General features: G+C 68.6%; 18 protein-coding genes and 1 riboswitch. Of the genes, 11 read left to right on the forward strand and 7 right to left on the reverse strand.

Annotation, left to right across the window (positions count from 1 at the left end):
- Positions 1 to 166: 166 nt before the first annotated feature.
- Complete coding sequence (locus I4U41_RS15865; RefSeq protein WP_206862154.1) at positions 167 to 2,194, forward strand: sodium-translocating pyrophosphatase; 2,028 nt, start codon at positions 167 to 169, stop codon at positions 2,192 to 2,194.
- Between the two features lie 55 nt (positions 2,195 to 2,249).
- On the opposite strand, the gene I4U41_RS15870 is transcribed toward I4U41_RS15865, so the two are convergent.
- Positions 2,250 to 3,233 (reverse strand): MBL fold metallo-hydrolase, encoded by a 984-nt coding sequence (locus I4U41_RS15870; protein ID WP_206862155.1) that lies wholly within the window; start codon positions 3,231 to 3,233, stop codon positions 2,250 to 2,252.
- Positions 3,234 to 3,469: 236 nt separating this feature from the next.
- On the opposite strand from I4U41_RS15870, the gene ppa reads away from it, so the two are divergent.
- Positions 3,470 to 4,018, forward strand: a complete 549-nt coding sequence (gene ppa / locus I4U41_RS15875; protein ID WP_206862156.1) for an inorganic diphosphatase — start codon at positions 3,470 to 3,472, stop codon at positions 4,016 to 4,018.
- Between the two features lie 54 nt (positions 4,019 to 4,072).
- On the opposite strand, the gene I4U41_RS15880 is transcribed toward ppa, so the two are convergent.
- From I4U41_RS15880 to thiC, 6 genes are all read right to left on the reverse strand, one after another.
- Positions 4,073 to 5,062: an aspartyl/asparaginyl beta-hydroxylase domain-containing protein gene (locus I4U41_RS15880; protein WP_206862157.1), complete on the reverse strand. Its 990-nt coding sequence runs from the start codon at positions 5,060 to 5,062 to the stop codon at positions 4,073 to 4,075.
- Positions 5,063 to 5,209: 147 nt separating this feature from the next.
- Positions 5,210 to 8,014 carry a TonB-dependent receptor plug domain-containing protein gene (locus tag I4U41_RS15885; RefSeq protein WP_242525318.1) on the reverse strand — a complete coding sequence of 935 codons (2,805 nt, stop codon included), beginning with the start codon at positions 8,012 to 8,014 and terminating at the stop codon, positions 5,210 to 5,212.
- Between the two features lie 287 nt (positions 8,015 to 8,301).
- Complete coding sequence (locus I4U41_RS15890) at positions 8,302 to 9,225, reverse strand: helix-turn-helix domain-containing protein (protein WP_206862159.1); 924 nt, start codon at positions 9,223 to 9,225, stop codon at positions 8,302 to 8,304.
- Between the two features lie 144 nt (positions 9,226 to 9,369).
- A complete protein-coding gene (locus I4U41_RS15895) occupies positions 9,370 to 11,718 on the reverse strand; it encodes a winged helix-turn-helix domain-containing protein (RefSeq protein WP_206862160.1) in 2,349 nt (782 codons plus the stop codon).
- 343 nt (positions 11,719 to 12,061) lie between these two features.
- Positions 12,062 to 12,748, reverse strand: a complete 687-nt coding sequence (locus I4U41_RS15900) for a potassium channel family protein (RefSeq protein ID WP_206862161.1) — start codon at positions 12,746 to 12,748, stop codon at positions 12,062 to 12,064.
- A gap of 114 nt (positions 12,749 to 12,862) precedes the next feature.
- Complete coding sequence (thiC, locus tag I4U41_RS15905; RefSeq protein ID WP_206862162.1) at positions 12,863 to 14,740, reverse strand: phosphomethylpyrimidine synthase ThiC; 1,878 nt, start codon at positions 14,738 to 14,740, stop codon at positions 12,863 to 12,865.
- 67 nt (positions 14,741 to 14,807) lie between these two features.
- Positions 14,808 to 14,905: riboswitch (TPP riboswitch) on the reverse strand.
- A gap of 373 nt (positions 14,906 to 15,278) precedes the next feature.
- On the opposite strand from thiC, the gene thrA reads away from it, so the two are divergent.
- The 9 genes from thrA (at position 15,279) to I4U41_RS15950 (ending at position 26,241) form a co-directional block, all read left to right on the forward strand.
- Complete coding sequence (gene thrA / locus I4U41_RS15910) at positions 15,279 to 17,819, forward strand: bifunctional aspartate kinase/homoserine dehydrogenase I (RefSeq protein ID WP_206862163.1); 2,541 nt, start codon at positions 15,279 to 15,281, stop codon at positions 17,817 to 17,819.
- The gene (locus I4U41_RS15915) at positions 17,816 to 18,805 is read left to right on the forward strand and encodes a homoserine kinase (protein ID WP_206862164.1); all 990 of its coding nucleotides are present in this window, start codon (positions 17,816 to 17,818) and stop codon (positions 18,803 to 18,805) included. Before thrA ends, I4U41_RS15915 begins: the two co-directional genes overlap by 4 nt.
- A complete protein-coding gene (thrC, locus tag I4U41_RS15920; RefSeq protein WP_206862165.1) occupies positions 18,802 to 20,088 on the forward strand; it encodes a threonine synthase in 1,287 nt (428 codons plus the stop codon). The genes I4U41_RS15915 and thrC overlap by 4 nt, the downstream gene beginning before the upstream one ends.
- A 113-nt stretch (positions 20,089 to 20,201) precedes the next feature.
- Positions 20,202 to 20,393 carry a hypothetical protein gene (locus tag I4U41_RS15925; protein ID WP_206862166.1) on the forward strand — a complete coding sequence of 64 codons (192 nt, stop codon included), beginning with the start codon at positions 20,202 to 20,204 and terminating at the stop codon, positions 20,391 to 20,393.
- A 103-nt stretch (positions 20,394 to 20,496) separates the two neighbouring features.
- Positions 20,497 to 22,281 (forward strand): dihydroxy-acid dehydratase, encoded by a 1,785-nt coding sequence (ilvD, locus tag I4U41_RS15930; RefSeq protein ID WP_206862167.1) that lies wholly within the window; start codon positions 20,497 to 20,499, stop codon positions 22,279 to 22,281.
- A 37-nt stretch (positions 22,282 to 22,318) separates the two neighbouring features.
- Entirely contained in the window at positions 22,319 to 23,335 is a 1,017-nt protein-coding gene (ilvC, locus tag I4U41_RS15935; protein WP_206862168.1) for a ketol-acid reductoisomerase, read from the forward strand.
- The gene (ilvG, locus tag I4U41_RS15940; protein WP_206862169.1) at positions 23,335 to 25,074 is read left to right on the forward strand and encodes an acetolactate synthase 2 catalytic subunit; all 1,740 of its coding nucleotides are present in this window, start codon (positions 23,335 to 23,337) and stop codon (positions 25,072 to 25,074) included. Before ilvC ends, ilvG begins: the two co-directional genes overlap by 1 nt.
- On the forward strand, positions 25,058 to 25,294 hold the full coding sequence (locus tag I4U41_RS15945) for an ACT domain-containing protein (protein WP_115844200.1): 237 nt from the start codon (positions 25,058 to 25,060) through the stop codon (positions 25,292 to 25,294). The genes ilvG and I4U41_RS15945 overlap by 17 nt, the downstream gene beginning before the upstream one ends.
- Entirely contained in the window at positions 25,285 to 26,241 is a 957-nt protein-coding gene (locus I4U41_RS15950; RefSeq protein ID WP_206862170.1) for an aminotransferase class IV, read from the forward strand. The genes I4U41_RS15945 and I4U41_RS15950 overlap by 10 nt, the downstream gene beginning before the upstream one ends.

Genomic DNA, 26,241 nt, shown 5'->3' on the forward strand with positions numbered 1-26,241 from the left:
GCAGGCTGGCACGCAGGCGCTGAATGCTGCGTCTACAGCGTGCGTCCGGCCGGGGGCCTGTGCGATAGTCGGGACGTTGTCGCGGTGGCCCACGACCCGCGCAGCCTACAAATCCGAAAAGCGGTACTCGGTTTCCTGGTGTTTCCACTTCTTTGGGGAGGGATTCATGCTGGAGCAGTACGGTTTGGTTCTGGCGCTGGTATGCGCCGTCATCGCGATCCTCTACGGGATCATCTCCGCGCGCTGGATCGGCGCACAACCCGCCGGCAACGAACGAATGCAGCAGATCGCCGGCGCGATCCAGGAAGGCGCGCGCGCCTACCTCAACCGGCAATACACGACGATCGCGATCGCAGGCGTCGTGCTGTTCGTCCTCATCGGCTTCTTCCTCGGCTGGGCCACGGCGGTGGGCTTCCTGCTCGGCGCGGTGCTCTCGGGCGCGGCCGGCTACATCGGCATGAACGTGTCGGTGCGCGCGAACGTGCGCACGGCGGAAGCCGCGCGCAAGGGCATGAGCCAGGCGATGGACGTCGCGTTCCGCGGCGGCGCGATCACCGGCATGCTCGTGGTCGGCCTCGGTCTGCTTGGCGTGGCCGGCTACTACCTCGTGCTGCAGCGCATGGGCTACACCACCGAACACGCGCTGCACGCGCTGGTCGGCCTGGCGTTCGGTTCGTCGCTGATCTCGATCTTCGCGCGACTGGGCGGCGGCATCTTCACCAAGGGTGCGGACGTCGGCGCGGATCTGGTCGGCAAGGTCGAAGCGGGCATTCCCGAAGACGATCCGCGCAACCCGGCGGTGATCGCCGACAACGTCGGCGACAACGTCGGCGACTGCGCGGGCATGGCGGCGGACCTGTTCGAAACCTACGCCGTCACCGTGATCGCGACGATGCTGCTCGGCGGCCTGATGCTCGCCGAAGCCGGACGCAACGCGGTGCTCTATCCGCTGGTGCTCGGCGGCGTGTCGATCATCGCCTCGATCATCGGCGCCTTCTTCGTGAAGGTGAAGGCTGGCGGCTCGATCATGGGCGCGCTGTACAAGGGCGTGATCGTGTCGGCGGTGCTCGCGGCGATCGCGTTCTACCCGATCACCACGCAGCTCATGGGCGACAACACGCACGGCGCGATGAACCTCTACGGCTGCGCGCTGATCGGCCTGGCGCTGACCGGCGCGATCGTGTGGATCACCGAGTACTACACCGGCACGCAGTACAAGCCCGTGCGTCACGTCGCTGCCGCGTCCACCACCGGCCACGGCACCAACATCATCGCGGGCCTGGGCGTGTCGATGAAGTCGACCGCGCTGCCGGTGATCGCGGTGTGCGTCGCGATCTGGCTCGCGTTTTATCTCGCGGGCCTGTACGGCATCGCGATCGCCGCCACGGCGATGCTGTCGATGGCCGGCATGATCGTCGCGCTCGATGCGTACGGCCCGATCACCGACAACGCTGGCGGCATCGCCGAAATGGCGGAGCTTCCGCCGGAAGTGCGCAACGTGACCGATCCGCTCGACGCCGTGGGCAACACGACCAAGGCGGTGACGAAGGGTTACGCGATCGGCTCGGCGGCGCTCGCGGCGCTGGTGCTGTTCGCCGACTATACGCACAACCTGACGGCGGCCAATCCGGGGCGTTCCTTCGCGTTCGACCTGTCCGATCACTACGTGATCATCGGCCTGCTGATCGGCGGCCTGATCCCGTACCTGTTCGGCGCGATGGCGATGGAAGCCGTCGGCCGCGCGGCCGGCGCGGTGGTGGAGGAAGTACGACGCCAGTTCCGCCAGATCCCCGGGATCATGGAAGGCACGGGCAAGCCGGAGTACGACAAGGCCGTCGACATGCTCACCCGCTCGGCGATCAAGGAAATGATCGTGCCCTCGCTGCTGCCGGTGATCGTCCCGATCGTCGTCGGCCTGCTGCTGGGGCCGACGGCGCTGGGCGGCCTGCTCATCGGCACCATCGTGACCGGCCTGTTCGTGGCCATCTCGATGACCACCGGCGGCGGCGCGTGGGACAACGCCAAGAAGTACATCGAGGACGGCAACTTCGGCGGCAAGGGCTCCGACGCGCACAAGGCGGCGGTGACCGGCGACACCGTCGGCGATCCGTACAAGGACACGGCGGGCCCGGCGATCAACCCGCTGATCAAGATCATCAACATCGTGGCGCTGCTGCTGGTGCCATTGCTGTAACGGCACCGTTCGCACGGGAACATCGCACGGCGGCCGGAGGGCCGCTGTGTTTCCTTCAGGCCGATGCGCGCGCTGCGCGCCGGCGCCGAAGCAGGCGCACGACGCCCCAGATCGCAAGCGCCAGCACCAGCACGACGGCGCCGGCCAGCAACGCCAGGTTGCGCTTCGGGTTCGTAATCACGAAGTTCGCGTGCGTCGCGTAAATGCCGTTGAAGTCGGCCAGCGCGGCGGGCAACGCGAGTGCGTCGGCTTTCGTCAGTGCCATGTCGCGCTCGCGCGGATGGAAGGTCGCGCCGTGCGGATACAGATTGCCGTCGACATCGAGTTCGACATGCCCGCCCAGCACCTGCGACACGGGGCGATCGCGCACGAACGCGGCGACGCGTTGTGCGCTTGCCTCGAAGGCGTGGGCATCGTCGACGGTGAGACGGCCCGGCAGGAGGAAGTCGCCGGTGAACAGCGCGCGGGTGCGCTCGTCATGGAAGACGATGTGATTGTCGTTGTGCCCCGGCGCCGGCAGCACGTGCACGATGCGTCCGCCCAGATCGAGTTGCGCCACGCCATCCGGCCATTGCCTGAAGCCGTAACGGCGACGCACGCCCTGCTCGTCGGGCGGCGCGATCTCCACGCCCGGCAACGACGCGAACTGCGCATCCCCTTCGCGATGGTCGCGATGGCTGTGCGTGTGCGCCACGAGCAGCGGCAGGCGGACGCCGGCGCGCTGCGGCAGCAGCGCCATCACGGTGGATGCCAGCGGCATGCTTGCGGGATCGGCGATCGCGCCGCTGTCGATCAGCAGCGCGCGCTCGTCGCCGACCAGCAGGTACATCAGGTTCGCCTCGAAGCTGGCGCAGGGGTTCTGGCGCAGCACGAACGTCGCCGCGTCCAGGCGGTGCACCTGCAACGGGGGCTGCGTCGAGGTTGCGCAGTCCTCGGCTCCCGGGTTCCAGCGCACGTCCGACGGCCCGGTCGGCGGCTCTCCCGCGAACGCCAGGCCGCACAACAGCAGGACGGCGGCACCCGTGATCGCTTCCTTCATCGCCCCTCTCCCTGAATCGCGAGCCCGAAGCGTACGGGTGGCCGGCCCGCCGACCCATGCCCGGAAGTCACTTCCGGGCCGGAAGCGGACCGCCATGCCGCGAAGACCGCCCCGGACCGTGCCCCGCGGACCAACGCCTGCTGCGCCGCAACAGCCGGCCGCGTAAAATGCCGGGCCGCTTTCCCGAATCACCCGCCCCGCCGATCCGGCTGGGCCTTACGCAGCTGGAGTACCGCATGGGTCTGGACCTCGTCCCCACCGGCAAGAACCCGCCGGATGAGATCAACGTCATCATCGAAATCCCGAAGGACGCCGAGCCGGTCAAGTACGAGGTCGACAAGGCTTCGGGCGCGATCTTCGTCGACCGCATCCTGTCCACGCCGATGCGCTATCCGTGCAACTACGGCTACGTCCCGCACACGCTGTGCGGCGACGGCGATCCGGCCGACGTGCTGGTGATCCTCCCGCTGCCGCTGGTGCCGGGTTCGGTGATCCGCTGCGTGCCGGTCGGCGTGCTGAAGATGAGCGACGAGGCGGGTTCGGACGAGAAGCTGATCGCCGTGCCGGTGCCGAAGATCTTCGGCGGCTACTCGCACATCAGCGACATCGAACAGGTGTCCAAGCACTGGCTCGAACGCATCGGCCACTTCTTCGAGCACTACAAGGACCTGGAGAAGGGCAAGTGGGTGAAGATCGAAGGCTGGGGCGGCGCCGCCGAAGCCAAGGCGATCCTCAACGACGCGATCGCGCGCTACAACGCGGAAGAGCAGAAGCCGAACTTCTGATCGGCGTCCGCTTCCCGAGCGCAGGAAAAGGCCGCCTCCGGGCGGCCTTTTTCGTCAGGCGTTGTCGCCCACTTCGCGCTGCCGCGCGGCCGTCGCCGGCATCGGCGCACCCTCGCCCGCGACGGCGAACTTGCACACGATGGTCATCAGCGCGTTGAACCAGCGCAGTTCGTTCTTCAGCACCATCGGCTGGCTCGGGCCGCGGATGTCCTCGATGAAGCGCTGCAGGGTCGCGGCGTAACGCGCGCGCCCTTCCTCGCGGTCGCCGAACTCGAACCACAGGCCCTGCCATTGCCGCGAGAAACGCATCGCGATCTGCCGCACCTGCGGCAGGTTCGGATGCGGCACCGCGTCGGCGAGCAGCAGGCCGAGGTGATCGTTGAGTTCCCACGGGCTCATCACCGTGGGCACGTTGACGCGTTCGCAGGCGAACGGCGCGACGTCGCCCGCCTTCGGCGCGATGTGCACGGTCTGCCATCCGGCGCGCGGCGCGTCGTGCGGGCGCCCGCGGTTGACCATCTCCCAGAAGCGCCCGCCGCCGACGGTGTCCACGACCAGGTGCACGCGCGATTCCACCGCGTCGTTGAGCACGCGGTGCTGGCGCCAGGTGTCGAAGATCCAGCATTCGCCAGCAGCCATGTTGATCACGGCCCTGTCGCATTCGAACTGCACGGTCGGCTGCGTGACGACCGGAATGTGCACGCGCACGCGCTCGGCCCAGTAATAGCCCTGGTCGGCGTGGCGGGTGACTTCGGCATGGCCCGACAGGCGCATCAGCCGGCTGCGCCCCACGGTCGCGCCGAGGCTGGCGAGCACCTGCGTCAGGTACGGGCAGCGCAGCAGTTCCGGTGTGGGCCGCATCGGGCCGGCGAAGGCCCCGTTGTCCGGATCGCCATGGGCGGCCACCAGCGGCAGCATCGAATTGCCCGCGAATCCCTGCGGATGCGGCTTCCAGGGCCCGTCGCCGAGCGCGGCGATCTCCGCCTCCAGGGCGGCGGCGTCGAACGTCAGGGGCAGCTGGATGAACGGGACCTGCAGTTTCATCGGGACTCGGCTCGGAGGAATCCCGCCATCGTACCGGCGAAGCCGCTTCGCGCCAGATCCGGCACAGCGCGCGCCACCGGGCGCCGGAAAGAACTACGGCCCCTTTCGGGGCCGTAGCGGTGGTGCGTTGTTGCGTACAGCGGTCGATCAGAAGCGCTGACGGTACTGGATGTAGTAGTAAGCACCCGGCAGGTCGTACTGCGGATCGAACTGGTTGTACGGAGCGCGCAGCGACAGCGGCGGTTCCTTGTCGAACACGTTGTTGGCACCGACCGAGACGGTCGCGTTCCACGGCGTGTTGTAGCGCACCTGCACGTCGTGATAGGTCACGGCGCCCAGGTAGTTGCGCGGAGCCGGACCATCGGCCGTCACGCGACCCGGATCCGAGCAGTAAGCCTCGGCGTCAGCGCTGCCACCCGCGTACGGGCAGCTCTCGTCCAGGCCGGACTTGTAGCGCATGCCCCAGGTCGCGCCCCAGTCACCCAGCGTCCAGTCCAGGTACATGTTGGACTTGATGCGCCAGTACGGATCCTGCGGCAGGTACAGGCCCTGGCGCTGCTCCTCGATGGAGTCCGCCGTGGCCTTGGTCGCCCAGTTCGAGGTGTAGGTGCTGTCCCAGGTGATCGCGAACTTACCGAAGGACGTTTCCGGGAACTTGTAGTTCACGGTCATGTCCCAGCCCTCGACGGTGTACTCGGCCAGGTTCAGCAGAGGCATCTCGAGCTGCGTGATGATGTAGTTGTCGCCCGGGTAGTTCGGATCGCGCGAGAACAGGCCGCAGTAGATCGCCTGCTCGCCCGGCGTACCGGCGTAGCACTTGTCCAGGATGAACTGCGCTTCCGGACGGCTGATGGCGTTCTCGATCTCGATCTTCCACCAGTCCAGCGAGATGTCGAAGCCTTCCAGCCAGCTCGGGTTGTAGACGAAGCCCAGCGTGCGGGTCGTCGACGTTTCCGGCTGCAGCTGCTCGTTCGACGACCAGGTGAACGGCTCGAGCGTCTGGCGCGACGAACCATCGCCCGGCTGCTCGAAGTCCGTCGGAACACCCTGCGCGTCGCACAGCGCCGCGACCTGACCGGTGCGCAGACCCGAGTGCGTGGAGCACGGGTCGATGTAGCTCTCGAACGAGTCGGAGTCACCGGCGTACAGGTTGTTGATCGTCGGAGCGCGGAAGCCCTCGGACCAGTTACCACGGACCATCAGGTCGTCGATCGGCTTCCAGCGGAAACCGAACTTGCTGTTCAGCGTGTTACCGAAGTTGCTGAAGTCCGAGTAACGGGTGGCCAGCGAGAAGTCGAGCAGCTTGGCGCCCGGCAGGTCGGCCAGCACCGGAACCGCCAGCTCGAGGTAGTACTCATCGAGCTTGTAGGAACCGGAGGTCGGCTTGGAGCCGTTGCCGGTGCTCAGGCCCGCCGCGATGAACGCGTCGGGATCGTACTGGCCGCTCTCGGTGCGGTGCTCATAACCTGCCGCGAAGGCGAGCGCGCCAGCCGGCAGGTCGACGATGTCGCCGCTGATGTTGGCGTAGTAGCTCTTCGAGGTGACGCGGCTGGAGTCGTGCGCGGTGAAGGCGGTGTAGTCGATGGCCTCCGGCGAGATCGCACCGTTCGGGCCCAGGGCGTTGACCGGCACGCAACCGGCGATCACGTCGCCCGGCGTGCCGCACTTGACGACGCCGTCGGTGTCGAGGAACGACGGGCCGTAGGCGCTTTCAAGGTTGGCCAGGTTGAACAGACCGTAGGTCAGGTCGTTCTCGTCGGTGCGGTCGTAGCGGTAACCGGTATCCCAGTCGAAGGTACGGTCGCCGATCTCGAAGTAGCCTTCGAAGCCGCCGTAGAAGTGCCAGTTCTTGACGTTCTGGTTGAACGAACGGCCACCCGACTCCTGGAAGCGGCGGTTGACGCCGATCAGGTCACGCGCCGTGCCGCCCAGGACGTTGCCGTACAGGCCGTCCGGGTTGGTCGGGTTGTAGTAGCTGTCGGCGCTCAGGGTCAGGCCGGTGACCGGCATCGCCGCGAGCAGCTGCTCCGAGATGCGCTCGTTGTAGAGCATCTCGGTCTTGAAGCGGAAGTTGTCGGTGATGTCGTAGTTCGCCTGGGCGAACAGCGAGGTGCGCTCCTGCGGGGTCAGCAGGTAGTTGTCCGGCGCGGTGTTGTAGCCGTGCACCGACGAGACGTACTCGACCGGCTGGCCGTTGCCGTCCAGGATGTAACGCGTGTCGCTGGTGGGATCGACGAACGAACCCGGGAAGCCCGTGCCCGACTGGCCGCCGAAGAACGGAGGACCACCGGCCGAGATCGAACGGTCGCCGGCCATCACGGCATCTTCCTTCACGTACGACGCGCCGATCATCACGTTGCCGCGATCGTTGCCGGTGCCGATGGTGAAGTCGTAGGCCTCGCGCGTGCCGTCGCCCTGCGAGTACTGGCCGATGTAGGCGCCGGCTTCGGCACCTTCGAAGTTGCTACGGGTGATGATGTTGACCACGCCCGCGATCGCGTCCGAACCGTAGATGGTCGAGGCGCCGTCCTTCAGGACTTCCACGCGCTCGATCATCGCCGCCGGGATGGTGTTCAGGTCGACGCTGCCGCCCAGGCCCTGGGTCCAGCGACGGCCGTTGACCAGCACCAGGGTGCGGCCTTCGCCGAGGTTGCGCAGGCTGATGCCGGCCGAGCCGTCACCGCCGTTGTTGAACGTGGTGTTCAGCGCGGCGCCGTTGGTGGAGATGCGCTGCAGCACATCGGCCACCGAGGTCACGCCCTGCTTCTGGATCTCGGCGCGGCTCAGCGTGAAGATCGGCTGCGAAGTCTCGACGTCGGCGCGCTTGATGCGCGAGCCGGTCACTTCGATGCGATCGAGGGTGGTCGCCTGCTGCTCGCCACCTTCCTGCGCGACGGCAAACGCCGGCGCCAGTGCGATCGCGATACCGGCCGGCAGCATGCCGACGCGCATCGCGGTGCGCATATTGCGATGGTTCATCTATCTCTCTCCAGATATCTGTTATGGGCGTGTTAAAACGCCGATCAAACTTAAGTTCTGGGGAGCGCAATAGCTTTGCAGGGGGTGCTGAGAGACTTTGCCGACTCTGCCCGCGACGAACGCGACCTTCACATCCGTTGTGTTCGCGAACGCACGTTCGGAGTGCGCTGCGCGTCAAGTCGCGACGACGTTCTCAGATTTCCCGCCAACGCGAACGGCCGGCATCGCGCCGGCCGTTCCTTGTCGAACGATGGAGCCGCTCAGCCGCTGGTCGCCAGCGACTTGCGTTCCAGCGACTTGCGCGTGGCGGACTGGGTCTTGCCCGCCTCCTCGCGCGCGGCGGCGGCGCGGTAACGTGTGGCCGACACGCCGAACCGCGCGCGGAACGCACGCGCGAAGCTGCAGCAGTTGTCGAAGCCGCTGGCGGCGGCGACCTCGCCGATCATCATCGACGTGCTGGTGAGCAGGTCCGCCGCGTGCTCCAGGCGCATGCGCGCCGAGGCGGCCTGCGGGCTCTCCTCATAAAGACTGTGGAAGGTCTTGGAGAAGTACCAGCTGGAGAAGCTGGTCAGCTCGGCCAGTTCGCTGATGCGGACCACGCGGTCGCAGTTGCCTTCCAGGTACAGGCGGGCGCGCTGGAGGCGGCCGAACACCTGGCGCTTGCGGCTGCGCGAGCGGCCCGGGCAACGCGGGATGCGCGCGGCCAGGTCGCGCTGGACGCCCGCCAGGTGCAGCAGGATCGGGCGCAGCAGCGCGGCATCGAACGCCGCGCCCGGGTTTTCCGAAAGACGGGCGGCCGCCTCGCGCCACAGGCGCAGGCCGATGCGGGCGTCGTGTCGGGTCATCTGGCCACGGCCGGCATACAGGCCGCGATCGGCGAAGCGGGTCATCTCCCGCAGCGCGTCGCCCGACAGGGTCAGGCCGATGCAGACGCCGAAGCGGTCGGCCTGCACGGTCGGCTTGGAATCCTTCTCGAAGGCGATCCAGTCGCCGCTGCGCAGCCGGAACTTGCCTTCCTTCGCCTCGACCCACGAGCTGCCATGCAGCTGCAGCCAGAACGAGAAGCCCCCCGAGACCTGGGCGCTGCCCAGCCGCGAGACGCCGATGCAACCGCCCTGAACCGCGCCCTCAGGCGTGTCGAGCTGCAGAAGCTGCCCGCGGTCCGCCCATTGCACTTGCTCCATTGGTCCACCTCATGTGCCGAGAATGGTCAATGGATTTGCCGTACACACCGCCTTCACATCAGGAAAGTTGGTGGAGAGTTATCCGAAATCGCAACGAATGCAAAACCGAAGGACTTCCGAAAGCACTTTCCCCAAAAGGATCAATTACTTGATCCAGCCGGGCACGACCTCGCGGTTTTCCTTCGGAAGCTCCATGTAACCGATATCAGCCCCATCCCAGTCGACCAGGGCCAGATAGGCCACCTCACCGCGCGGCCCGCCGAGGCTGAATCCGTTCACCGCCGAGCGCCGGAGCTGGTCCAGGCAGCGCGGCGGAGCGGCGGCGTCGGGGACGATCCGGCGCAGGCTGGCGGCGCAGCCCTGGAGGCGTTCGAGGTACCGGACCTCGCCCGCCGGGGTCACCGTCCACATGCGATAGCGGTCGGCCGTGGGCTCGGTGGCGCTGACCCGGCGGATCGAGGCGGCGGTGAGCTCCGGCCCCGCCTCCCACAGCCCGGCCTCGGTCAGCCGGGTGAACACGATGCGGTTGCGGGCGGCGTCCACCTCGAAATGGGAGACGCCATCGATCCGTCCCAGCGATCGCCAAGGGCGGCTCGACCGGTCGTACAGGCGCAACTGCGGGACGCCGTCCTCGCCCGCGGCCAGGACGAACAGGCGGTTCGGTTCGGCCGCGTACTGCGCCTGCAGCGGGTCGGCGTCGGGCACCGGCAATGTCGCCACCTGGCCGCTGGCCGCCATCACTTCCTGCACCACGCCACGGCCGCGCTCGTCCGTGCCGGTCGCAAGCAGGCGGCGCGAATCGGGCGACCAGGCCGGCGCGTAGCGGGTGCCCGGGCGCACGCCGCCCATCATCCGCAACGTGTCGGGCTGGCGGACGTCGCCGACCCACAGCCCGTTGCTGCCGGAGCGATCGGACACGAACGCCAGCTGCCGGCCATCCGGGGCGATCGCCGGTAGCAGGTCGCGCGAGGACGAGGCGAACAGCGGTTCGACCACGTGCACCCGGCCCGGACCCTCGCCGCTGGCGAGCTGCACGCGGTACAGGCCGAAGTATGGCCGGCGCTGCACGAACGCGATCGCCCGCCGCGACCGGGCCGCGACGGGCGCCTGGGCATCGTCGAGCCCGACCGGCCGCGCATATCCGGTGTCGGTGTCGAGCCGGAACAGTCGGTACTCGCCGTCGACCATCGCACTGAAGAGCAGCCCGCGCCCGCTCGGCGACCAGTCCCAGCCGCGCATGTCGGCACGCAGGCGGCTCAGGCGCTCGGCGTTGCCGCCCTGCGCCGGGATTCGCCAGAAATCGCCGAGCGGCGCGTTGCGCACGAACACGATCCAGCGTCCGTCCGGCGAATAGCGCGGGTCGGTGTCCAGCTGCTCGGGATCGTGCGGGTAGTCGATCGAACGCCACTGCCCGCTGTCCAGATCGAGCACGCGCAGGCCGGCACTGCCCTGCCCGTTGCTCATGCCGCCGAAGATCAGGCCGTTGCTGTCGGGCGTCCAATCGAAGCTCGGCGGATTGCGCCGATCGCACGCGCCGACTTCATGCTCGGCACGCGCGTTGGGCGTGACCAGGCGGATGCTGCAGCCGTTCGCGCTCAGCCGCATGAAGGCGACCCAGCGTCCGTCCGGCGACCACGCGGGCGCGGTATCGTCGGCACCTTCCGGCGGACGCGTGAGCTGGCGCGGCTGGGTCTGCTCGGTGGTCTGCACCATGATCGCCGTGCCGCGCTGTCCGTCGGGAATGGCGACGTACGCCACGAGTCCCGCATCGGGCGACAGCGCCGGCGAAAGTTCGAAGCCCGGCGCCGAGGTGATCAGGCGGTACGGACGCTCGCTGCGCAGTCCCTGCATTCCGGACACCGCGACCGCCGGACCCGCACCCGGCGGGGGCGCCGGCGTGCGCACCAGCGCCCAGGCCACCAGGCCCGCGACCAGCAGCGCGACGGCGAAGACCACGGCGACGATCGACGTCCACGTGCCGCGCGGCGTGGAGGTTTCGGGAAACGGCACCGGCGCCAGCGGCTCGCTCGGATCGGCGCCGGCGATCGCCGGGTACTTGGCGGTCGTGCGGGTCGGATCGGCCCAGCGTTCGTCGCTCGCGACGACTTCCGCGCTGGCGACCGGCTCGCCGGTGTACACCCACTCGATCGGCGCGAGCAGGCGGTAGCCGTTCTTCGCGATGGTCTCGATGTAGCGCGGATTGCCGCGCTCGTCGTCGAACGCCTTGCGCAGCTGCGTGATCGCCTGGGTGACCACGTCGTTGGTCGGCAGCGTGTCCGGCCAGACTTCGGTCATCAGCGCATCGCGGCTCACCACGCGGCCGGCCTGCTCCACCAGTACCAGCAGCACGCCCATCGACTTGGGCGTGATGCGCAGCGGGCGACGCTTGCCCGGCGCGCGGATCTCGCGCAGCGGCACGTCGACCACGCACTCGCCCACGCGCAGTCGTTCGGACGGCAGAGGCGAGGTGGAGGGTTCGGAGGGTCTTTGCATGAATCCGGAGATGGTGCTCGGCAAGCTGAACGGCCGTCATGTGCCGAACGTGTCGATGAGGACTAATCGGCAAACCCGGCAAAGAGGCCGGACCTGACGGGGAAAGCAAAGCTTGCCCGCTCATTCTAACGTCCGCAGGCTTACTCCCGTTTACACGGGGGTGGCTTCAGGCCCTCTCTCGCCGACGTATTACAGAACGTACCGTTCCAGCATTCGCGCCAACCGGCGCGAATCTTTTTTCGGCGGTACCCCGGACCGCATTCCAGCCGCCCCTCTGGCTGGTGCCCTTTTACACGGTTTTCGTTGCACGCGTGCTTCGCACCGCGATCGCAGGCCGTGCGTGTTACCTCGGCCCGTACCGGAGCATCGTCAGCCCCACCAGGCGGGACACGACCACGGCGATGTACGCCACGCCCGCGAACTGCTCCAGCATCACCAGCACGCGCGCCGGCGACGACAGCGGGAGGATGTCGCCCAGCCCGGTGGCCGACAGCGTGGTGAAGCTCAGGAACAGCAGTTCCAGCCACGTGCGCGGTTCACCCGGCCGCAGGGCGCCGGTGAAACTCCCCGGATACCACGCCTGGCAGACGAAATACGCATAGGCGAAGCCCCAGGCGAGCAGCGTGAACGTCGCGCCTGCGGCGAAGAGTTCGTCCGCGGTCACGCGATGGTCGCCGAGCATGTAGGCGATCAGGCTTCCCGCGGCATACAGGTACACCAGCGCTTCCAGCGCCGAGGACACCACCAGCAGCGTGTCGTGGCCCAGCAGCACCGATAGCACCGACAGCGCCAGCGCCGGCGCGGCCAGCAGCCATGCGACCCACACCTTCGCCGGGCTGCGGTTGACCACCCACACGGCCAGCATCAGCACCACCACGCCGAGCGCGCCGAACAGCACGCGCCCGCCGCGCATCTCGTCGAACAGCGGATACAGCACCAGGCTCAACAACTGCGCCGCGAGCAGGAACGCCGACGGATGCCGGCGCGCCTGCACGCGCCAGCGCAACAGGCCGATACGGTTTTCCGCCATGGGTCGCGATCCTTCGGGTGGGTCGCCGCAAAGCCTAGCCGAAGGCGGGGAACGAGTGAGCAGGAACGAGAAACGAGGACGCCCCCACTCGTTCCCGTTCCTCTCCGCTCGTTCCTATGCCTTCCGGTAGACCTGCGCACCCTGCGCGCGGAACTCCGCGGACTTCTCCGCCATGCCTTCGGCCAGCGCGGCCTCTTCGTCGACGCCGTGTTCCTTCGCGTAATCGCGCACGTCCTGGGTGATCTTCATCGAGCAGAAGTGCGGGCCGCACATCGAACAGAAATGCGCGACCTTGTGCGCGTCCTTCGGCAGGGTCTCGTCGTGGTACTCGCGTGCGCGCTCCGGATCGAGGCCGAGGTTGAACTGGTCCTCCCAGCGGAATTCGAAACGCGCCTTGCTCATCGCGTTGTCGCGCGCCTGCGCGCCCGGATGGCCCTTGGCCAGATCCGCCGCATGCGCCGCGATCCTGTAGGCCATCAGGCCTTCGCGCACGTCATGCTTGTTCGGCAGGCCCAGGTGTTCCTTCGGCGTGACGTAGCAGAGCATCGCCGTGCCGAACCAGCCGATCATCGCCGCACCGATGGCGCTGGTGATGTGGTCGTAACCCGGCGCGATGTCGGTGGTCAGCGGGCCGAGCGTGTAGAACGGCGCCTCGCCGCACTCGCGCAGCTGCTTGTCCATGTTTTCCTTGATCAGCTGCATCGGCACATGGCCGGGGCCTTCGATCATGGTCTGCACGTCGTGCTTCCACGCGATCTTGGTCAGTTCGCCCAGCGTTTCGAGTTCGCCGAACTGCGCCGCGTCGTTCGCGTCGGCGATCGAGCCCGGGCGCAGCCCGTCGCCCAGCGAGAAGGCCACGTCGTAGGCCTTCATGATTTCGCAGATCTCTTCGAAATGCGTGTAGAGGAAGTTTTCCTTGTGGTGCGCCAGGCACCACTTGGCGAGGATCGAACCGCCGCGCGAGACGATGCCGGTTACGCGACCTGCGGTAAGAGGAACGTAGCGCAGCAGCACGCCGGCGTGGATGGTGAAGTAATCCACGCCCTGTTCGGCCTGTTCGATCAGCGTGTCGCGGAAGATCTCCCAGTTGAGTTCTTCCGCACGACCGTCGACCTTCTCCAGCGCCTGGTAGATCGGCACCGTGCCGATCGGCACCGGCGAATTGCGGATGATCCACTCACGCGTTTCATGGATGTGCTTGCCGGTGGACAGGTCCATCACCGTGTCGGCGCCCCAGCGGATCGACCACACCAGCTTCTCCACTTCCTCGGCGATGCCCGACGACACCGCGGAATTGCCGATGTTCGCGTTGACCTTGGTGAGGAAGTTGCGGCCGATGATCATCGGCTCGCTTTCGGGATGGTTGATGTTGTTGGGGATGATCGCGCGGCCGCGCGCCACTTCATCGCGCACGAATTCCGGGGTGATGATCTTCTGGATGTTCGCGCCGAAGGTTTCGCCTGCGTGCTGGCGCAGCAGGTGCGCCTCGCGGATCTGCTCCAGACGCTGGTTCTCACGGATCGCGATGAACTCCATTTCCGGCGTGACGATGCCGCGCCGGGCGTAGTGCATCTGCGTGACGTTGGCGCCGGACAGCGCACGACGCGGCTGCGGGCGATTGCGGAAGCGCACGGCATCGAGCTTGGGATCGTGCTCGCGCTTGCGTCCGAATTCCGAGGAGAGCGCGGACAGCACTTCGGTGTCGCCGCGTTCGGCGATCCACTGCGCGCGCAGCGGAACGAGCCCGCGAGCAAGGTCGATGTGCGCGTTCGCATCGGTGTACGCACCGGACGTGTCGTACACCGCGAGCGGCGCGTTGTCCTCGCCGCCGAACATCGTCGGCGTCTTCGCCAGCGCGATCTCGCGCATCGGCACGCGGATGTCGGGGCGCGAGCCTTCGACGTGGATCTTGTGCGAGCCCGGGATCGGGCGGGTGACGTCGGCCGACAGCTGTTCGGCCTTCTGGATCAACTCGGTGGGGACTGCATTCATTGGGTTCGTCCTGTGGTGCGCTCTTGCGAGCCGGGACGAAGCGGGCAGCGACGGATTGCGAACGGTCGTCGCATCCGGCGAAGCTTCCCTACGGCGGTCTCAACCGCGTCAGGTTCGAAGGGTCTTTCTCAACCGGCGATGACGCCGGTACCCCCGCTTCGGCGTGCATTTGAACACGCGGCGACGGGCGGGTCCAACGGCCGGGCCCGCAACGGGATAGCGAACGCCGCTTTCCGCTCTGCCTCCCCGGCCGGGCCGCTCCGGCCGTTGCGTACGTAACTGTTGACAGCCCCCGAAACCGCGTGATCTTCTCGGCTCATGACGCATCGCAACACGCCGACGCCGACCCTGACGACCGCACCGACCGGTGCGGCGAGGGCGGCCTCGTTCGTTGCGATTACCACCGGTACCGGTACCACTCGCTTGCGGGTGCGGACGGGCGTGTCCAGGTGATCTGAAGACCACGCCTCCGCACCCCGCCCGGGTGCGCAGGCCTGGCACCCCGACGGTTCGCGGAGCCCCACAGGAGCCCGCCCCGATGTCGCCCGCCGATGCGTCCCACCCACCCGCTCCGCCGTGCCACGTGCATAAGTTCGGCGGCAGCAGCCTTGCCGATGCCCCGCTCTACCGCGCCGCCGCCGCGCTGGTGGACGATCCCGCCCGCACCCGCACCCGCATCGTCGTCGTGTCGGCGATGCAGGGCGTCACCGATGCGGTGATCGCGCTGCTCGACGCCGCGCGTCGCGGCGAGCCCTGGCGCCCGTCGGTGGACGCGCTGCACGAACGCCACGCGATCGCCGCCGCCGCGCTCGATCCCGACGGCCGCTTCGCGCTCGGCGACGCGCTCGCGGCCGAGTTCGAAACGCTGCGCCGCGATCTCGACGCCATCGCCGCCGGCGCACCCGATGCTCACGCGTTCGCGGCCGGCCTGCCCGGCTTCGGCGAACTGCTGTCTTCCCGCCTGATGCACGCCGCGCTCGGCGGCGAGGCCGCATCGTGGCGACGCCTCGACGCGCGCGACGTGCTCGTCGTCCATGCGGGCGAAATGGGCATGGCGGTGGACTGGCGCGAAAGCCGCGCGCGACTGGCCGACTGGCGCATGCGCAACGACGGCAACGTCGTGATCACCGGCTTCGTCGCGCGCGATGCGCAGGGCCACGCGACGACGCTTGGGCGTAACGGCAGCGACTACTCCGCCGCGATCTTCGCCAACCTGTTCGACGCCGAAGCGCTGACGATCTGGACTGACGTGGACGGCGTGCTCTCCGCCGATCCGCGCCTGGTGCCCGAAGCCGTGTGCCTGCCCTCGATGTCCTACGCCGAAGCCTGCGAGCTCGCGTACTTCGGCGCGAAGGTGCTGCATCCGCAGACGATGGCGCCGGTGCAGGAACGCGGCATCCCGCTGTGGATCCGCAACACGAAGCGGCCCGAGGCGCCCGGCACGCTGATCGCCCCCGACAGCGGTCGCGATGGCGCGCCGGTGAAGGGCCTGAGCCTGGTGCGCGATCTCGCCATCGTCGAACTCGTCGGCAACGGCATGGTCGGCGTGCCGGGCGCGGCCGAGCGCCTGTTCGGCGCGCTCCGCGGCGCGGGCGTGTCGGTGACGATGATCTCGCAGGGCTCGTCCGAACACTCGATCTGCTGCGTCCTGCGCGCCGACCAGGCCGAACGCGCGCGCGATGCCGCAGCATCCGCATTCGCCGACGCCATCGCCGACGGACAGGCGCAGGGCGTGACCCTGACTCGCGACATCGCCGTGCTCGCGGCGGTGGGCGACGGGATGGTCGGCACGCCCGGCGTCGCCGCGCGACTGCTCGGCGGCCTTGCGCAGGCGCGCGTCAATGCGCGAGCCATCGCGCAGGGTGCGGGTGAGCGCAACCTCTCCGTCGCGATCGGCGCGGCCGATGCCACGCGCGCATTGCGCGCCGCGCATGCGGCGTTCTGGTTGTCGCCGCAGTCGCTGTCGGTCGGTGTGATCGGCCCCGGCCAGGTCGGCAGCGCGCTGCTGGTGCAGATGTCGGCCGCGTTGCCTTCGTTGCGGCGGCGTTCGGGCATCGACCTGCGCCTGCGCGCCATCGCCAACAGCCGCGCGATGGTGCTGGACGAACGCGGCGTCGAACCGGCCGATGCCGCCGCGCGACTGGAAGGCGGCGCCGCGCAGCCGCTGGACCTGGAGCGCTTCGCCGACCACGTTCGCGGCGAACACCTGCCGCACGCGCTGATCGTCGACTGCAGCGCGAGCCCGCGCGTGGCCGCGCAATACCCGCGCTGGCTTGCGCGCGGCATCCACGTGGTCACGCCGAACAAGCAGGCCGGCAGCGGCGCGTGGGATCATTACGCCGCCATCCAGGACGCCAGCCGTCGCGGCGGCGGGCGCTTCCGCTACGAGGCGACCGTCGGCGCCGGCCTTCCGGTGATGCTCACGCTGCGCAACCTGCTCGACACGGGCGACGAGCTGCACGGCATCGACGGCATGCTCTCGGGCACACTGGCGTGGCTGTTCAACCGGTTCGACGGGACGGTGCCGTTCTCGCAACTCGTCCGCGAGGCGCAGGCGCTGGGCTACACCGAACCGGATCCGCGCGACGACCTGTCCGGCCTGGATGTCGCGCGAAAACTCGTGATCCTGGCGCGCGAGGCCGGTCGTGCGCTGTCGCTGGAGGATGTGGACGTGGAGAACCTGGTGCCGCCGGCACTGCGCGAAGTGGGACGCGAGGAGTTCCTCGCGCGGCTTTCGGAGATGGACGAGCCGATGCTCGCGCGCCAGCGCGAGGCCGCGCGCGAAGCACGTTTCCTGCGGCATCTGGCGCAGCTCGATCGCGATGGCCTCGCGCGCGTGGGCGTGGTCGCGCTGCCGGCCGAACACGCCTGCTGCCACACGCGCCTGACCGACAACCTGGTGCAGTTCCGCACGCGGCGCTATGCCGAGAATCCCCTCGTCGTGCAGGGCCCCGGCGCCGGCCCCGACGTCACCGCCGCCGGCGTGTTCGGCGACGTGCTGGCGATCGCGCAGTCGCTCGGCGCATCGCCGCCGTTGTCGCTGCCGCTGGCCGAAACGCGTGCGGAGGCGCACGCATGAGCGTGGAGACGGACGCACAGCAGTCACGCCCGCGCGTCGCGCGCGCCTTCGCGCCGGGAAGCGTGGGCAACATCGGCGTGGGCTTCGACCTGCTCGGCCACTCCATCGACGGCGTGCGCGACGTCGCCATCGTGCGACGCGTGGACGAACCCGCGGTGCGCATCGTCGCGATCCGCGGCGACGTGGCCGGCGCGGAAACGCTGCCGCTGCAGGCCGAACGCAACACCGCGGGACAGGCGCTGATCGCGTTGCGTTCGAAGCTCGGCCTCGCGCACGGCTTCGAACTGGAATTGGAGAAAGGGATTCCGCTCGGCTCCGGCCTCGGCGGATCGGCCGCCTCGTGCGTCGCGGCGCTGGTCGCGGCGAACGCGGTGCTCGACGCGCCGCTTCCGCGCGAGGCGCTGTACGAGTTCGCGCTCGACGGCGAATACGTCTCCAGCGGCAGTCGTCATGGCGACAACGTCGCGCCCATGCTGCTCGGAGGCGTGGTCATGGCGACGGCCACGCGTATGATTCCGCTCGACGTGCCCGCGTGGCTGCATGCGGTCGTCGTGCATCCGGACCAGGTGCTGGAAACGCGCCGCGCGCGTGCGGTGCTCGCCGAACCGTATCCGCTGCACGACATCGTCGAGCAGAGCGCGCATCTCGCGCTGTTCCTCACCGGTCTGCAACGCGGCGAGGCGGAACTGCTGCGCGAGGGCCTGCACGATCTGCTGGTCGAACCGCGCCGCGCCCCGCTGATTCCGGGCTTCAATGAAGCCAAGGCCGCGGCGCTCGACCGCGGCGCGCTCGGCGCGAGCATCTCCGGCGCGGGACCGAGCACGTTCGCGTGGTTCGCCTCGCGCGAACAGGCCATCGCCGCCGCACCGTCGATGCAGGCCGCGTTCGCCGATGCGGGCTATGCATCGCGCGCGTACGTGACGCCGGTTGCGGGGCCCAGGGCGGACGTGATCGAAGCCACTTCGCACGCGGGCACGACGGCATGAACTTCCTCAGCACCCGCGGAACGGCGCCGCTTACACCGATCGATCGCGCACTCGTCGCGGGCCTTGCGCCAGACGGCGGCCTGTACGTGCCCGAACGCATTCCCGATGGCGCCGGCATCGCGCCGGGCGAATCGCTCGCGCGAACGGCGCAGCGAATCCTGTCGCCGTACTTCGCCGATTCCCGTTTGCGCGATGAACTCGACGCGATCTGCGCGCACGCCTACGCGTTCGACGCACCGCTGCGCACGATGAAGGGCGAAAGCGATCATCTGCTCGAACTTTTCCACGGCCCCACGGCCGCGTTCAAGGATTACGCGGCACGCTTTCTCGCCGAGGCCTTGTCGCGGCTGCGGCCGGCCGATGCGCCACCGACAACGATCGTGGTTGCGACTTCCGGCGACACCGGCGCGGCCGTCGCGTCGGCGTTCCATCGGCGCGACGGCTTCAACGTTGTCATCCTCTATCCCGAAGGCCGCGTGTCGCCGCGCCAGGCGCACGGGCTGGAATGCTGGGGCGACAACGTCCGCACGTTCCGCGTGCAGGGCACGTTCGACGATTGCCAGCGACTGGCGAAGCAGGCGCTGTCGGACGAAGCACTGCGTCACGAGGTGTCGCTGAGTTCCGCCAACAGCATCAGCCTTGGCCGGCTGCTGCCGCAGATCGCCTATTACGCGCACGCCGCGTTGCATTTCCATCGCGAACACGGCCAGCCGCTCAACCTGATCGTGCCCACGGGCAACCTTGGCAACGCCTGCGCGGCGCTGCTCGCGCGGCGGATGGGACTTCCCGTCGGTGAACTCGTGCTGGCGTGCAATGCCAACGATGTGCTGCCGCGCTATTTCGCCGGCGGTGCATACGTGCCGCGCGCGACGAAGGCGACGCTCGCCAACGCGATGGACGTGGGCGCGCCGAGCAATTTCGAGCGGCTGCGCTACTGGCATGCGAGCGACGACGAACTGCGTGCCCGCGTGAACGCGCATTCCGTCGACGATGCGACGATCACCGACGTGGTCCGGCACGCGCCCGAGCGCCACGGCGTCGTCGCCGACCCGCATACCGCGGCGGGCCTGCACGTGCTCGAAGGCCTTCGCGAAACCGGCGACACGCGGCCCTGGGCGGTGGTGGCCACCGCGCATCCGGCGAAGTTCGACACCATCGTCGAGCCGCTCATCGGACATGCGGTCGAGGTTCCGGCCGCGCTCGCGCAATGCCTGTCATGGCCCGCGTCCGCACGGGCGCTGCCGGCCGACTACGCAGCCCTTCGCGACGAGCTTCGTGCGTGACGCAGTTGCATGCGTAACCATTCGGCCGTCGCCACGAGGCGCCGGCCACACTTTTTCGCAGTTACGAAAGAAACTGTTGACACGGCCATTCCGGCCGTGTTTCTCTCGATCCCATGACGCAGCGCAGCAACCACTTGCAGACCGCATCGGGCCGGGGCCAACGCTCCGCCGACGCCGCGTCGCAGGCTGACGCGCGTCGCATCGCCATCGCACTTCTGATGAAGGCCGCGCCCATCGCGGCCTCGCTCATTCTTGTACTCGTACTTATTACCGGGCTTGCCAGCGCGGAGTACGGGTTTGTGTAAGTAGGAACCACACACCCAGGTCGATACCCAAGACCCCGCGCCCGAAACGGCGCGGGGTTTTTGTTTTCGCCCTGCGGAACGTCCAGCCAGGAGATCGCCGTTCGTGAGAAGCAACGCCATCAAGCAGGGCCCCGCACGCGCTCCCGCACGCGCCATGCTGCGCGCGACCGGGTTGAGCGACGAGGCGATCGCCAAGCCGCTGGTCGCGGTCGTGCACACCTGGTCGGACGTCTCGCCGTGCAACTACACGCTGCGCGACCTCGCGCAGCACGTACGCGCGGGCGTGATCGAGAACGGCGGCACGCCCATCGAATTCAACACGATTGCGGTCACCGACGGCATCGCGATGGGCTCGGACGGCATGCGCGCCTCACTGCCCTCGCGCGAGACCATCGCCGATTCGATCGAGCTCGCCGTGAATGGCCACTGCCTCGATGCGATGGTGCTGCTCGTCGGCTGCGACAAGACGATCCCGGCAGCGGCGATGGCGGCGGCGCGGCTCGATATCCCGACCGTGATCCTCTACGGCGGCACGATCCTGCCGGGCAAATGTGCGAGTCCCTCGCAAAAACCCGCACATCCATGTGCGGACTCTTCACAAAAAGCATTGACGATCCAGGACGTGTTCGAGGCCGTCGGCGCGCATTCGGCCGGCCGCATCGACGATGCCGAGCTGCATCGCATCGAGTCGCACGCCTGCCCCGGCGCGGGCGCGTGCGGCGGGCAATTCACCGCGAACACGATGGCGATGGTGCTGACCTTTCTCGGCCTGTCGCCGTTGCAACTCAACGACATTCCCGCCGTGCATGCCGACAAGCCCGCCGCCGCGCGGGCCTGCGGCGCGCTGGCGATGCAGCGTTTGCGCAACGGTGGTCCGGGACCGCGCGAGATCCTCTCTCCCGCAGCGCTGCGCAACGCTGCGTGCGCGGTCTCGGCCACCGCGGGTTCGACGAACGCCGCACTGCACCTGCTGGCGATCGCGCACGAAGCCGGCGTCGCGTTCGACCTGGAGGAATTCGAAGCCGCCGCGCGCACGCCGGTGATCGCCGACCTCAAGCCCGGCGGCCGCTATACCGCTGCGGAAATGTTCGAGATGGGCGGCGCGGCGCTGGTCGCGCGCGAACTGCGTGCCGCGGGCCTGATCGAGGACATCCCGACCGTCACCGGCCGCAGCTTCTTCGCCGAACTCGATGACGTGCCCGCGCCGGGCGCGCAGGACGTGGTGCGCCCGGTGTCGGATCCGTTCAAGCCGCGCGGCGGCTATTCGATCCTCTACGGCGATCTCGCGCCGGAAGGCTGCATCCTCAAGCTCGCCGGCCACGGCATCGAACACTTCGAAGGCACCGCGCGCGTCTTCGATTCGGAAGAAGCCGCGTTCAACGCCGTGCAGGCGCGCCAGATCCGCGCGGGCGACGTCGTCGTCATCCGCTTCGAAGGCCCCGCGGGCGGCCCCGGCATGCGCGAGATGCTCGCCGTGACGGCCGCGCTCGTCGGCCAGGGCCTGGGCAACGACGTCGCGCTGATCACCGACGGCCGCTTCAGCGGCGCGACGCACGGCTTCATGGTCGGCCACATCTCGCCCGAAGCCGCGCGCGGCGGGCCCATCGCGAACCTGCGCGACGGCGATCGCGTGCGCATCGACGTGAAGACGCGCCGCATCGACGTCGACGCCGACCTGCGCACGCGCCCCACCGCTCGCATTGCGCCGCGCGTCGCCACGGGCGTGCTCGCGAAGTACGCCGCGCAGGTGAGTTCGGCCTCGCGCGGCGCGGTCACGGCGCCCGGCCCGCTCGATGCGGCCCGCGCGAAGTCGCGCGACATCCCCGTGCAATTCATCGAGGAAGCGCCCGTGACGCCCGAAGAAACGAAGGAACTGTTCCTCGCCTGACCCTCCGCACCGCCCTCCATCCACTACGGACACGATCATGACCACCCAGCAAAAACCCCGCGTCGCCATCGTCGGTTACGGCAGCCAGGGCCGCGCGCATGCCTTGAACCTGCGCGATTCCGGCTTCGACGTCACCGTCGGCCTGCGTCCGGGCGGCCCGACCGAGATCAAGGCGAAGGCCGACGGCTTCACCGTGAAGTCGCCAAGCGAGGCGGTGAAGGACGCCGAACTCGTCGCCGTGCTTACGCCCGACATGGTGCAGCCGCAGCTCTATGGCGAAGTGATCGAACCCAACATCGCGCAGGGCGCGTGCCTGCTGTTCGCGCACGGTTTCAACGTGCATTACGGGCAGATCACGCCGCGCGAGGACCTGGACGTCGTGCTCGTCGCGCCGAAGGGCCCGGGCGCGCTGGTGCGTCGCGAATACGAGATCGGCCGCGGCGTCCCGTCGGTCTATGCCGTCTACCAGGACAAGAGCGGGAACGCCGAGCAGCTCGCGCTGACCTACTGCGCCGGCATCGGCGGCGCGCGCCAGAACGCGATCCGCACCACGTTCAAGGAAGAAACCGAAACCGACCTGTTCGGCGAGCAGGCCGTGCTCTGCGGCGGCGCGACCAAGCTGGTGCAGGCGGGCTGGGAAACGCTGGTCGAAGCCGGCTACCAGCCGGAAGTCGCGTATTACGAGTGCCTGCACGAGCTGAAGCTGATCGTCGACCTGTTCTACGAGGGCGGCATCACGCGCATGCACGAGTTCATCAGCGAAACCGCGCAGTACGGCGCGCTCACGCGCGGCACCTACGTGGTCGACGACAACACGCGCGCACAGATGAGGAAGATCCTCACCGAAATCCAGGACGGCACGTTCGCGCGCCAGTGGATCGCCGAATACGCCGCGGGCAACGCGAACTACAAGGCGCTGAAGGAAGGCGACCTGACGCATCCGATCGAAGCGGTCGGCAAGAAGCTTCGCGCGAACATGAAGTGGCTTTCGACCGCGCCGCAGGCCGCGTCTGCCGCCACCGAAAAGCGCCAGGCGCAGACAGAGGCCGCGTGATGAACGGTGCCCGCTGGCTGGTGCAGGCCCTGGCGGCCGAAGGCGTCGATACGCTCTTCGGCTACCCGGGCGGCGCGATCATGCCCTTCTACGATGCGCTGCACGGATCGCAGCTCAGGCACGTGCTCGTCCGCCACGAACAGGGCGCGGCCTTCGCGGCGAACGGGTATGCGCGGGCCAGCGGGCGCGTGGGCGTATGCGTGGCGACGTCCGGTCCGGGCGCATCGAACCTGGTCACCGGCATCGCCGACGCGATGCTCGACTCGGTGCCGATGGTGATCATCACCGGGCAGGTCGCCACGCCGCTGATGGGCACCGACGCGTTCCAGGAACTGGACGTGTTCGGCATGACGATGCCGATCGTGAAGCACAGCTTCCTGCTGCGTCGCGTGGACGAGCTGCCGAACGTCGTCGCCGAGGCGTTCCGTATCGCTCGCTCGGGCCGCCCGGGGCCGGTGCTGATCGACCTGCCGAAGGACGTGCAGGTCGGCGACGCATCGCATCTTCCGCTGCACGTGCCGGCGGAAATCGACGACGTGCCCGCGCCGAAGGACGCCTCGCTGCACGCGGCGCTCGCGATGATCTCGCAGGCGAAGAAGCCCGTCGTGTACGGCGGCGGTGGCATCGCGCTGGGCGATGCGGTGCAGGCGTTCCGCACGTTCGTCGACGCCACGCAGATCCCGACCGTGCTGACGCTGAAGGGCCTGGGCGCGCTGCCGTCGAACCATGCGCTGAACCTCGGCATGCTCGGCATGCACGGCAGCCGCGCGGCGAACCTGGCGGTGCAAGAAAGCGATCTGCTGATCGTCGTCGGCGCGCGCTTCGACGATCGCGCCACCGGCAAGCTGGCGGAGTTCGCGCCGAACGCCCGCGTCGTCCACATGGACCTGGACGCGTGCGAGATCGGCAAGCTGCGCCACGCCGATGCCGCCGTGTGCGGCGACATACGCCGCACGCTGACCGCGCTCACCCTGCCCTGCGCCGCGCACCTGCACGGTCGCAACGGCGCGGCGCGGCGCGAATGGCGCGCGATCTGCCAGCAACGCATGCACGAATTCGCCGCGCGCTACGACGCGCCGGGCGACACCGTGTACGCACCGTCGCTGCTGAAGCGCCTGTCGGAACTGTCGCCCAACGCGATCGTCGCCTGCGACGTCGGCCAGCACCAGATGTGGGTCGCGCAGCACTGGCGCTTCGGCACGCCGCGCCAGCACCTCACCAGCGGCGCGCTCGGTGCGATGGGCTTCGGCCTGCCGGCGGCGATCGGCGCGCAACTGCAATCGCCCGACGCGTCGGTCGTGTGCGTCAGCGGCGACGGTTCGTTCCTGATGAACGTGCAGGAGCTGGCGACGCTGCGACGCTACGGCCTGCCGGTGAAGATCGTGCTGCTCGACAACCAGGCGCTCGGCATGGTGCGCCAGTGGCAGGAGCTGTTCTTCGACCGGCGCTATTCCGAGATCGACCTGTCCGACAACCCCGACTTCGGCGCGGTCGCGGCGGCGTTCGGCGTGCAGGCGCTGCACGTCGATCGCGCCGAATCCGTCGAAGCCTCCCTGCAGGCGCTGCTCGCCACCGACGGCCCGGCGCTGCTGCACGTCGCCATCGACCAGGCCGCGAACGTGTGGCCGCTGGTTCCGCCCAACCACAACAACGCGCAGATGCTCGATCCGGAGCTTGACGCCGGCGCGTCGAACGAACCCACCCCCACCGAGGATCCCCGTCATGCGATACCAGCTTGATCTCACGCTCCGTCAGGCCGAAGGCGCGCTGTCGCGGGTACTGGGCGCGGCCGAACGCCGCGGTTTCCGCCCGCTCGCCGTCGATGGCGAAGCGCAGGCCGATGGCGACCGCTGGTACCTGCGGCTGACCGTCGAAGGCGAACGCGACGAAGCCAACCTGCAGCATCAGCTCGAGAAGCTCTACGACTGCCTCGCGGTGGAGGTGTCGCCATGTCGGTGATCGCACCCGAAGCCGTCGCCTCGCGACAACCCGCGGGCAAGCCCATCGAGCTGCGCGACGACGCGCGCCGTCCGGGCATGCCACTGCTGTGGTTCGATGGCGAACTGACCGCCGCCGATACGCCGCACGCGCCGCTGACCACGCACGCGATGCACTACGGCACCGGCGTGTTCGAAGGCATCCGCAGCTACGCCACGCGCGATGGCGCGGCGGTGTTCCGCCTGCCCGAGCACCTGGAGCGCATGCGCAAGGGCGCGGACCTGCTGGGCATCGACTTCGACGTCGACGCCGCGTTCGACGCCACGCTGCAGACGCTGCGCGCCAACGGGCATCGCGATGCGTACGTGCGCCCGCTGACGTGGCTGGGCAACGGCGCGGACGGCGTGACCGTCGGACTGGATGTGCCGGGCCTGAGCCAGCACTTCATGGTGCTGACGCTGCCCACCGTCGTGCACCTCAACGGCAAGCGTTCGCGCCTGACGGTGTCGCCGTGGAAGCGCAATCCGGCTTCGTCGTTGCCGCCGCTGAAGCTGTGCGGCGCCTACATCAACTCGATCCTAGCCAAGCGCGAATCGCGCCTGCGCGGCTTCGACGAAGCGCTGTTCGTCGACGAAGACGGTTACGTGGTCGAGTGCACCGGCGCCAACGTGTTCATGGTGCGCGGCGGTGAGGTCACGGCCGTGTCGCATCGCGACGCGCTGCCCGGCATCACGCGCGACAGCGTGATCGCGCTGAGCGGCGCGCAATCGCGCCCGGTCACGCATCACGAACTGCTGGATGCCGACGAAGTCTTCGTCTGCGGCACGGCGGCGGAGATCGCGCCGATCAGCGCGCTCGACCGGCGCGAGTTCGGCGACAACCCGATCACGCGCGAGCTGCAGGCGCTGTACGGGCGCGTCGTTCGCGGCGAAGAGTCGTCGTACACACACTGGCTGACGGCCGTCTGA

It is taken from the genome of Lysobacter changpingensis (genome assembly GCF_017308985.1).
Taxonomy (GTDB): Bacteria; Pseudomonadota; Gammaproteobacteria; order Xanthomonadales; family Xanthomonadaceae; genus Lysobacter_J; species Lysobacter_J changpingensis.

What these genes read in the sequence shown, in the direction of transcription:
- I4U41_RS15950 (WP_206862170.1), top strand. Translation starts at nt 25,285, where the DNA reads ATGTCGGTGATCGCACCCGAAGCCGTCGCCTCGCGACAACCCGCGGGC.
- I4U41_RS15925 (WP_206862166.1), top strand. Translation starts at nt 20,202, where the DNA reads ATGACGCAGCGCAGCAACCACTTGCAGACCGCATCGGGCCGGGGCCAA.
- I4U41_RS15870 (WP_206862155.1), bottom strand. Translation starts at nt 3,233, where the DNA reads ATGAAGGAAGCGATCACGGGTGCCGCCGTCCTGCTGTTGTGCGGCCTG.
- I4U41_RS15895 (WP_206862160.1), bottom strand. Translation starts at nt 11,718, where the DNA reads ATGCAAAGACCCTCCGAACCCTCCACCTCGCCTCTGCCGTCCGAACGA.
- I4U41_RS15885 (WP_242525318.1), bottom strand. Translation starts at nt 8,014, where the DNA reads ATGCGCGTCGGCATGCTGCCGGCCGGTATCGCGATCGCACTGGCGCCG.
- I4U41_RS15880 (WP_206862157.1), bottom strand. Translation starts at nt 5,062, where the DNA reads ATGAAACTGCAGGTCCCGTTCATCCAGCTGCCCCTGACGTTCGACGCC.
- I4U41_RS15865 (WP_206862154.1), top strand. Translation starts at nt 167, where the DNA reads ATGCTGGAGCAGTACGGTTTGGTTCTGGCGCTGGTATGCGCCGTCATC.
- ilvC (WP_206862168.1), top strand. Translation starts at nt 22,319, where the DNA reads ATGACCACCCAGCAAAAACCCCGCGTCGCCATCGTCGGTTACGGCAGC.
- thrC (WP_206862165.1), top strand. Translation starts at nt 18,802, where the DNA reads ATGAACTTCCTCAGCACCCGCGGAACGGCGCCGCTTACACCGATCGAT.
- ilvG (WP_206862169.1), top strand. Translation starts at nt 23,335, where the DNA reads ATGAACGGTGCCCGCTGGCTGGTGCAGGCCCTGGCGGCCGAAGGCGTC.
- I4U41_RS15945 (WP_115844200.1), top strand. Translation starts at nt 25,058, where the DNA reads ATGCGATACCAGCTTGATCTCACGCTCCGTCAGGCCGAAGGCGCGCTG.
- thrA (WP_206862163.1), top strand. Translation starts at nt 15,279, where the DNA reads ATGTCGCCCGCCGATGCGTCCCACCCACCCGCTCCGCCGTGCCACGTG.
- I4U41_RS15890 (WP_206862159.1), bottom strand. Translation starts at nt 9,225, where the DNA reads ATGGAGCAAGTGCAATGGGCGGACCGCGGGCAGCTTCTGCAGCTCGAC.
- I4U41_RS15900 (WP_206862161.1), bottom strand. Translation starts at nt 12,748, where the DNA reads ATGGCGGAAAACCGTATCGGCCTGTTGCGCTGGCGCGTGCAGGCGCGC.
- thiC (WP_206862162.1), bottom strand. Translation starts at nt 14,740, where the DNA reads ATGAATGCAGTCCCCACCGAGTTGATCCAGAAGGCCGAACAGCTGTCG.
- ppa (WP_206862156.1), top strand. Translation starts at nt 3,470, where the DNA reads ATGGGTCTGGACCTCGTCCCCACCGGCAAGAACCCGCCGGATGAGATC.
- I4U41_RS15915 (WP_206862164.1), top strand. Translation starts at nt 17,816, where the DNA reads ATGAGCGTGGAGACGGACGCACAGCAGTCACGCCCGCGCGTCGCGCGC.